Here is a 9,267-nt window from a genome sequence, read left to right as displayed (position 1 = left end):
ACCTAAAAAACCTTCTATAAAAATACCCAATATGTTACCGAGTATTGCGATTGATTAGCTCGAACTCACGTTATTAACCACCTTGAAATGCATATCATCATTAAGAACAATAAGAATTAATATGATTGCACTTAAAAAAGTAAATGCTATTTTCTGTTCTTATAATAAACCAATATAAACTACATTTTACCCCATCAAAGATATCGTACTATTTAATTCATAAATTAGTTTAAAGTCTCGTATTACACTAAAGAACAAAGCCAATCTAAAAGTATTTTTCCATAAATTAAAGTAACAAGGTTAATAAATATAAAGTCTTTACAATTATTCTATTATATCTTGCTTAAACATAAATTTTAAGAAGATTTTATCACTTTCTAATGATACATGTTTAATCAACTAAAAAAAGACCGCAAACGGCATTCTATGTATTCAACTAAAAAAGTGAACTTAATTATTCATTTATTAATAAAATTTTGAACTTTGATTATCTGCCTTAAAACAATGACCCCAAACGTTTAGAATAAAACAATAGAATTTCAAGAAAATAAATAATAGAACAAAAAAACTCCCATTTTCGGAAATTAGTTTCCAAAAATGGGAGTTTTAATAAACTATAAAATATATATTTTAACTAAATATTTTCTTATACCAAGGTTTCTTTTCTTTATCTACATAACCGTAACCATAGCCATAACCATAGCCATAACCATAGCCATATCCTCTACTCATATCTGTATCATTTAATACTACAGCCATGTTTGGTAATTTCTTTTCTTTATATAAAGTCTCAGCTATTACCAACATTCTTTTATCTAAATAATTTGCTCTAGCTATGTATAAAAACATATCTGCATATTTAGATACCAATAAAGTATCAGTTACAAGATTCACAGGAGCCGTATCAACAATTATATAATCGTAATCTTTTTTTATTATTGAAAAAAGTTCATTTACCTTTTCTGTTAATAATAATTCTGCAGGGTTTGGCGGTATAACACCTGAAGATATAATATCCAAACCTTTAATTTCAGGAATTGAAAACTTTAATTCGTCTAAAGAAATATCTTCATTGGTTATAAAGTTGGTAACTCCTTTTCTTTCAGGAATTCCAAGATATTCAGTTACTTTAGGAGCCCTTAAATCCAATCCTAATAATAAAACTTTTTTATTAGACAAAGACAAAGCAGCTGCTAGATTTATAGAAATAAAAGATTTTCCTTCTCCACTAGTGGTTGAAGTAACAAAAATAGTTTTACCTAAACCATTATTAGTAGAATTGGTTAACATAAAATCTAAATTTGTTCTAATTAATCTAAAAGCTTCTGCCGTACTTGACCTAGAGTCTTTCCCAATAACAATTTTATCTTTTGTTTCTGATCTAGGTACATCTCCCAAAAATGGAATATTAGTAGATTCTTCGATATCTCTTCTAGAGTGTATTTTTGTATCTAATAAGTTTTTTAAATAAATCGAAATAAAAGGAATTAAAAGTCCTATAAACAAGAAGGCCAAATAAATAATTTTCCTTTTTGGCGAAACCGCAATGTCAGAACCATAAGCCACATCTATAATTTTGGCGTTAGGAACAGTCACCGCCAATGAAATTGCAGTTTCTTCTTTTTTTCTTAATAAATAAGAGTATAAACCAGCAATTATCTCCTGTTCTCTTGCAATATCAATAATACCCCTTTCTAAACTAGGTATAGACGAAACAAGAGTATTTACTTTAGTAGACTCACTATTTAACTGCTGTAATTCAGCTGTTAATGAATATTCTAAATTAGAAATACCTTTTCTTAAATTATTCTTTAATAAAGTAATTTCTGATTGTAACTGAACTAAATTTGGATTCTTTTCACCTGCATTCACTACTAATTTATTTTTACTTAACACAAGTGAGTTAAAATCTTTTATCGATTGAATGATACTAGCATCAGAAATCCCTAAATTTTGCGGTAAGATTTCATTTTTCCCAGATTGCTCGCTTAAACTTTCTAGAATCCATTTAATTTGGTTCAGTTCTGTTCTAACTTTAATTACTTTTTCATTATTTTTAGATGCATTTTCTAAAGCCAATTCTCCTTCTTTAGAAAGCCCTGAAATGTTATTATCAATTTTATAATTTTTAACTTTATCTTGAATTGAAGCTAAATCAAAAGCAATTTTAGACAATCTTTCATCTATAAAATCCTTGGTTTTTTTAGAAACCTCACTTTTATCGGCAATTGCATCTATATTATACTGTCTTACCACTTCATTTAAAATATCTTCAGCTTTTGTTCTAATAGGAGAAATTAAACTAATTTTTAAAACGCTCGAGTTAGCATCTAATAAAGTAGCATTTATTCTATTTCTATAAAAATCAATAACTTTATCTTTCACCCTTATATTTACGATAACTTTTTTTTCGGTTTCGCGTGAATTCTTATTACTAACAATTCTAAAAAAACCCAACTGACTATTAATCGTTTCGTTCAAAGCATTACGAGAAATCAAATCTCCCTCAATAGTTTTAAACTCAAAGTTACTATCGCCTACATTATTAACAATAAATGTAGTATCCTTTTCAAAAAGGATAGAATCTTTTTTTACAAAATCGATAAATATCGGACTTGTATTATATGCCTCTGATGTTTTAACTCTACCTTCAATAAAATAAGAAGTTGTTAGATTTAAAGCATCCACGACATTGCCAATAATTTTTCTAGATTTTAAAATTTCTATCTCATTGTCTGGATTGTTACTAGATCCACCACCTATAATACCTAAATCTTTAAAAGCCTCTAATTCCCTAGATATACCAGATTTATTATTATCTTTTATCATAATAGACGTTGAAGCACTATATTGTGGAGTAGTGTATCTTAAATATAAAAAAGCCGAAATTAAAGCAATAATGGCACCTAAAACAAACCAATGCCAATGCACCAGAAATTTTTCAATTTCCTCTCTAATATCTATAGAGTCATTATTTTCAGTAAAGCTTGAATTATTATTTAAATTATTGTTCATTCTTATCTTGTTAATATAGAAACTATAGTTATAATAAGGCCTGTTACCGAAATAAACAGACTGGTATTTGTATTAGAAGAAGCAGATTGTATTCTTGCTTTATTATGCTCAACAAATACTACATCATTTTGTTGTAAATAATATACAGGTGAAGTAAAAATTTTATTAGATAATAAATTAACTCTATACGGTACTTTTTTATTACCCTCTTCTCTTAGCACTAATACATTATCTCTTTTAGCCGAAATATTTAAATCTCCTGCCAAACCAAGTGCATCTAAAATACTAATTCTTTCATTGGCAACCGTGTAAGCTCCAGGTCTTGATACGTCTCCATTCACGGTAATCCTAAAATTAGAAATTCGAATGTTGATAGTTGGATTTTTAATATAATCTGGAGATAATTTATTAAATAAAAGTTCCAAACCTTGTTCTCTTGTTAATCCTCCTAATTTTAATTTCCCCAAAATAGGAAAATCTATTTCTCCTTTACTATCTATTAAATAAGATTGTTGCACTGGAGTACCCACAACAGAACTTGTTGATGCAGCATACGCAGCCGCTGATAAATTAAAGGGTCTAGCTGCTTCTGTATCTTCAGAAGATATAGTAATCTGCAATAAATCATCTGGTTTAAAAATGGTTTGATAATTATTACTCACTTTTTCTTGATCGATTTCATCATATTGAAAATAAGTAATATTTTTCTTAGAAACACAAGAACTAAATAATATACATATTATTATAGTTCTAATAAGAATTTTACTACTAAGTCTTAAACTATTCATGTAAAAAAAATTTTTGGTAAAAATAATATTTTAATTTAATTAGAACTTAATTAATATCTAATTTTTCAAAAACCGAATTATTAGATATATATTCTGGAGTTATATTTTTTATACGCTGAACTATATCATTATTAGAGATAGTAAAACAATCAATTGCTAATTTATTAATCTCATTCTTAACACCATCTCCCTCATCACTTTGAGATTTGGCAATCATTATTTTCTCATGATATGTTTTGGTGGTATCTTCTCCTTTTGCCAGTAGTTCTTCATATAATTTTTCTCCCGGTCTTAATCCTGTAATTTTAATATCAATATCATCCGGGTATTTTAAACCTGAAAGTGAAATCATTCTTTTTGCCATTTCAAAAATCTTAACGGATTTCCCCATATCAAATATATAAATCTCACCACCTACTCCCATGGTACCCGCTTCTAGTACTAGTCTACAAGCTTCTGGTATCGTCATAAAATATCTTGTTATTTCTTTATGAGTTACTGTTAGAGGTCCTCCTTTTTCAATTTGCTTTTTAAATAAAGGTATCACAGAACCGTTAGAACCTAATACGTTTCCAAAACGTGTAATTGTAAATTTAGTAATACCTTCTTCTTTACTTAATGAGCTTATATACATTTCTGCAACCCTTTTTGTAGCACCCATTACGTTCGTTGGGTTTACAGCTTTGTCTGTAGAAACCATTACAAACCTATTAACGTTATATTTTACAGATAAATCAGCAATAATCTTTGTTCCTCCAACGTTAATTTTCACCGCCTCATAAGGACTTTGTTCCATTAAGGGAACATGTTTATAAGCCGCTGCGTGAAATACCCTTTGAGGTTTATATTCTTCAAAAATTTCTTGCATTCTTTTTTTATCTCGAACATCGGCAACAATCGTTACAAAATTATTTCTATCATTTTGTAATAATTCTTGCTGTAAATCATACAAGGGTGATTCTGCCTGATCTATAAGTACCAATTTTTTTAATGAATAGGAAGATAATTGTCGTGCTATTTCACTACCAATAGAACCTGCTGCACCAGTAACAAAAATAACTTTGTCTGTTACCTTACTTTTTACAATAGGATTATTAATAGAAATTTCTTTTCTATCCAACAAATCATCTATATTTATTTGTTTGATCTGATTTGCCTGAAAATCTCCTTCTATCCATTTAGATAAAGGCGGTACAATTTTAATTTCTACATCAAAATTTAAAAACCTGTCTGTTAATTCTAATAACCTGTCTGATTTAATATTTTGTATAGAAATAATAATTTCAGTTATTCCATTCTTTTCAATAAATTCAAAATCTATATTTTTTGGGTTGTAGATTTTAATCCTATCAATTTTTTTATTTATTTTATTTTTATCATCATCAATAAAACCTATAACATTATAATTATTTTTTGTTTCTCTAGTTATAGCACCATAGGTTATTATTCCAGAATCTCCAGCTCCGAATATTAAAACATTTTTTATTAATTTTAATTCGGTTGTTATTGTTTCATAAAAAGCCTTAAAGATGTATCTACTAATAATAAGTACAAAAACAGATATTAAATAATGTACTAGTAGAATGGACCTTGGAATAATTAAATTGTCACTTATATTAAACAACTTATTAGCAAGAACCAAAAAACTAAGAATTAAACTAAATATTGAAACTCCGAAGAAAACATTAAAGACATCTTTTGTTCCTGTATGTCTAATAATTCCTTTATAAGAACCAACCAATAAAAAACTAAATAGTGCTATTACAAAAATTACGGGCAGCTGCTTTAATAAAACGGGCAACTTAAAACCTATGTCTATATACCTAATAAAATATGCAAAAACAAAACATAAATTTATTAAAACCAAATCGAAACATAACACAACCCATTTAGAAGCATACCTATTTAACACTTTTAAAAAAATATTCTTTACCATATTTTTATTTTTCCTCTATTATTTTTTTTGCAAAATTACATAATTTTTCTCCGTTGCACTTATTAATCTACCTAAATCATTTAAGCTTAATTATTAATAGAATTAACTACTCCCATAATAATTTTATTATTCTACCATAAATAAGATAGTTTTCTTTTTTTTATCAAAATAATCAATAAAAAAAAAGAAATACTGATTAACATTCAATTTATTTCTATTATATATTAAGGTAACTTATACAGCGTTTATGTAATTTTGTTTGCTTTTAATTCTTTTAAAAATAATTATATATAAAGAACAACAAATAAGTATTAACCCAAAAAATAGTATTAATTGATATTGGATGTCTATATTATATGTTTTATAAACTATGAAATTTACTATAATTTGTAAAATGGCATAAATGATTGAAATTTTTAAATGAGAAACTTTATAAACATCTACTAATTTTTGGTAGATATGGTGTCTATGCGGGTCAAATACACTTTCTTTTGTAAAAATTAATCGATACAACATTGTAAGACTAGCGTCTGCACCATATACAATTACTAATAATAAGATTAGTGGAGATTTTAATTCTGTTCCCAAATAAAATCCAAGAAAAACAACTAACATTCCTAAAGCTATACTTCCTATATCTCCTGCAAAAAATAGTGCCTTTTTTCTAAAGTTATAAAATCCAAACACTAAAATTGATACTAAAACATAAATAATAAGTTCTGAATTTATAATTTGCTCTTCACTGTTTATTAAATATAAACCAGAAAGTACTGCAATACTATAAAGCCCCGTTATACCATTCACACCATCCATAAAATTAAACATATTCACAAGACCAACTCCTAATATTAAATATAAAAAGAAAACTGGAATAGGGAAAAATGGTATTGAAATTTGATATAGTATTAAAAAAACAGCAAAAAACTGAAAGGGGAACCTTAATTTAGAACTTAATGTATAGATATCATCTAAAAAACTTACCACAGAAATTATAAAAACACCTGTAAAAAAATAAGGATATTGATAATTGTTTAATAAGTAAAATAAAACTATTGCAATTGTAAAGACAATTCCACCTCCTCTAACAGTTATTTTTGTATGGGAGCTTCTTTCATTGGGTTTGTCTATAATATTATATTTTTTAGCTAATTTCAGATATAAATATGAAGAGGCTATTAAGACGAATAAAACTAGTAAATATTTTTCCATGTATTAAAAAGATAAAATTGTTTTTTTTAACCCATTTTCGGCAGTTAAGGGTAATTTCTTCTGTATTGCTTTTATAAGCTTATCATTAGAAACCTCATAATTTTCTGTAAGTTTTTGCAACCTTTCAGTATTTATAGGAAGTGGTACAACATCTCCTATTTTAGCCAAAATATTTACTAAAAATTTTGGTGTGTTTAAAATTTTTGCAGGTTTTTTTATAGTAGCACCAATAATACTTACTAAATCATTTGTAGATAAAGAACTATCATCTGCAATATTATAAATACCAGAAATTATGGTTTTATTGTCTATTAATTCATTAATTACAAAACATAAATTATCAACTGAAACAAAAGATCTCTTGTTCTCATATTTACCAAAGGGATATGGAATTCCTTTAGTAACAAAACTATATAATAAATTAAGATTTCCTTTATTATTAGGACCATGAATCATACAAGGTCTTAAGATATAAACTCTTTTGTTTTTTGGAATTTCTTTTGATAAAATATAATTTTCGGCAGCAAGTTTAGATTTGCCATAAACAGTAACTGGATTAGGCACAACATCTTCTGTTAATTTCCCTTCAACAACGTCTGCCGCGGCCTTTACAGAACTCATATAAATAAAAACTTCACAATCACTATCCAAAAATTGATCGAAAAGTTTTTTTGTAAGGTCTGTATTTATTTCAAAGTATTCTTTATCTTCTGAAGTTTTCTTTAAATCGTGTGCTTTACCAGCTAAATGAATAAAACTTTGTGACTTATTTAGATTTTCTATATTTAAAGTCTGGTAACTCAACTCATCTAAAATTGGAGTTCTAGAAACACCAATAGTCTTCTTACCACTTTGGTTTAAATAACCAATAAGGTTTAAACCTACGAAACCTTTATTACCTGTAATGATATTCATTTAATTAATCAAAAAAATTATGAAATATTTATGTTATTTTTTACCTTCTTCTTTTCTTCTTTAATCATAGTTGGAAATGTCAATAAAATTGTTTTTAATCTTTTAATCTGCTTTTTAGGTTCTGTCAATAGTCTGTATACCCAGACAACATGGAGTTTTTTTGTCCAGTTAGGAATATCTTTTATTTCTCCTGAAAAATAATTAAAAGCAGCACCAACGCCTAACATTACCCCTTTATTTATAAAAGGTAATAATTTACTCATAAAATATTCTTGTTTTGGTGCCCCTAATGAAACCCAAATATAATTGGGCTCAATAGCATTTATAGTTTCAGAAATACTTTTATAATCGAATTCATCTACAGCTTTAAAAGGCAGCCCTAAATAGCTCATCGAGCTCTTATCACCTCCTTCTAACTCAACTCTTTCAATTATTTTTTCATATACTTCTGGTGTACTACCCAAAATAATATGATTTCCTGGTTTAAAAATAAATTTCTCAAAAAACTCTGGACCAATATACTGTTTTAAATTTTCATTATGAATTTTTGAAGCTGACATTGCAATATAACTTCCGTCGCACGAATTTACAAATGCATTATTTAATGTTTCTCTAAAATCATAATGATTGTAAGAATATACTAACGATGTTAAATCTACAAAACAACAATATCCTTTTTTTTGCTTTGCCGTTTGTTCAACTATTTGTTCTAACTTGTAGTGATCGAATTCTAAATTTATGTTGAAATACTTTTTCATTAGATATTATTATTAATTACTTGTGAATTGCTAAACTTTTCAATTATATTCTGACTCTAATACATACAATCCTTTTTTTTCTTAAAATTTAATTCAATACCAGTAAATTAAATATACCTTTTATAAATTTAAAATAAACTAATATTTTACCCATTCAAACCAAAAACATGACTTTTGGGAAGGTTCATAAAGAATTATTTTAACTTTGCTAAGTATTCTTTTCTTTGGGAAATTAAGAAGCAACCAGGTATTTGTATCACACATTTAACAGTTTTGATTGTGCATTTTTTTTTTAGTAGTTGCAACATATACTCTTCATGCATTAATAGAATTTAATTATAGTCCTGTTTTAAATTAATGGTTATTTCTAAATTCACAAGTTTTTTTTAATCATCTACTAACGGAACGTCTAAGTTTGTGATAAAAAATTTATCTTTTACCTTTTTTGCTAGTATTAGCATTAAAATAATATATATATTATTTAGATTTTTCCGATTTTAAAAAAACCTATCTGAATATTTTATGCCAAATTCTATGCCATTTAATCATAATTTAAACCTAAATCATGATTAAATGAAATTTGCATTCTTCAATGTTTAAAACCTTTTACTTTTAATAGTAAATGTAAGAATACCTCTTATTTTAA

The 9,267-nt window shown here is 26.7% G+C and carries 6 protein-coding genes; all 6 read right to left on the bottom strand.

Annotated features, from left to right (window positions below):
- Positions 1 to 630 precede the first annotated feature (630 nt).
- Positions 631 to 3,015: a GumC family protein gene (locus tag ACSHW5_RS12045; protein WP_435676387.1), complete on the bottom strand. Its 2,385-nt coding sequence runs from the start codon at positions 3,013 to 3,015 to the stop codon at positions 631 to 633.
- 2 nt (positions 3,016 to 3,017) lie between these two features.
- On the bottom strand, positions 3,018 to 3,803 hold the full coding sequence (locus tag ACSHW5_RS12040) for a polysaccharide biosynthesis/export family protein (protein ID WP_435676386.1): 786 nt from the start codon (positions 3,801 to 3,803) through the stop codon (positions 3,018 to 3,020).
- A 46-nt stretch (positions 3,804 to 3,849) separates the two neighbouring features.
- The gene (locus ACSHW5_RS12035; protein WP_435676385.1) at positions 3,850 to 5,739 is read right to left on the bottom strand and encodes a polysaccharide biosynthesis protein; all 1,890 of its coding nucleotides are present in this window, start codon (positions 5,737 to 5,739) and stop codon (positions 3,850 to 3,852) included.
- Positions 5,740 to 5,973: 234 nt separating this feature from the next.
- The gene (locus tag ACSHW5_RS12030) at positions 5,974 to 6,948 is read right to left on the bottom strand and encodes an MraY family glycosyltransferase (RefSeq protein WP_435676384.1); all 975 of its coding nucleotides are present in this window, start codon (positions 6,946 to 6,948) and stop codon (positions 5,974 to 5,976) included.
- Between the two features lie 3 nt (positions 6,949 to 6,951).
- Complete coding sequence (locus ACSHW5_RS12025) at positions 6,952 to 7,863, bottom strand: NAD-dependent epimerase/dehydratase family protein (RefSeq protein ID WP_435676383.1); 912 nt, start codon at positions 7,861 to 7,863, stop codon at positions 6,952 to 6,954.
- 17 nt (positions 7,864 to 7,880) lie between these two features.
- On the bottom strand, positions 7,881 to 8,621 hold the full coding sequence (locus ACSHW5_RS12020) for a WecB/TagA/CpsF family glycosyltransferase (protein WP_435676382.1): 741 nt from the start codon (positions 8,619 to 8,621) through the stop codon (positions 7,881 to 7,883).
- Positions 8,622 to 9,267 lie beyond the last annotated feature (646 nt).

It is taken from the genome of Polaribacter sp. (assembly GCF_051251875.1).
In the GTDB taxonomy this organism is placed as follows: domain Bacteria; phylum Bacteroidota; class Bacteroidia; order Flavobacteriales; family Flavobacteriaceae; genus Polaribacter.
This window is presented reverse-complemented; position numbering and strand designations above follow the sequence as displayed.

What these genes read in the sequence shown, in the direction of transcription:
- ACSHW5_RS12035 (WP_435676385.1), bottom strand. Translation starts at nt 5,739, where the DNA reads ATGGTAAAGAATATTTTTTTAAAAGTGTTAAATAGGTATGCTTCTAAA.
- ACSHW5_RS12030 (WP_435676384.1), bottom strand. Translation starts at nt 6,948, where the DNA reads ATGGAAAAATATTTACTAGTTTTATTCGTCTTAATAGCCTCTTCATAT.
- ACSHW5_RS12045 (WP_435676387.1), bottom strand. Translation starts at nt 3,015, where the DNA reads ATGAACAATAATTTAAATAATAATTCAAGCTTTACTGAAAATAATGAC.
- ACSHW5_RS12025 (WP_435676383.1), bottom strand. Translation starts at nt 7,863, where the DNA reads ATGAATATCATTACAGGTAATAAAGGTTTCGTAGGTTTAAACCTTATT.
- ACSHW5_RS12020 (WP_435676382.1), bottom strand. Translation starts at nt 8,621, where the DNA reads ATGAAAAAGTATTTCAACATAAATTTAGAATTCGATCACTACAAGTTA.
- ACSHW5_RS12040 (WP_435676386.1), bottom strand. Translation starts at nt 3,803, where the DNA reads ATGAATAGTTTAAGACTTAGTAGTAAAATTCTTATTAGAACTATAATA.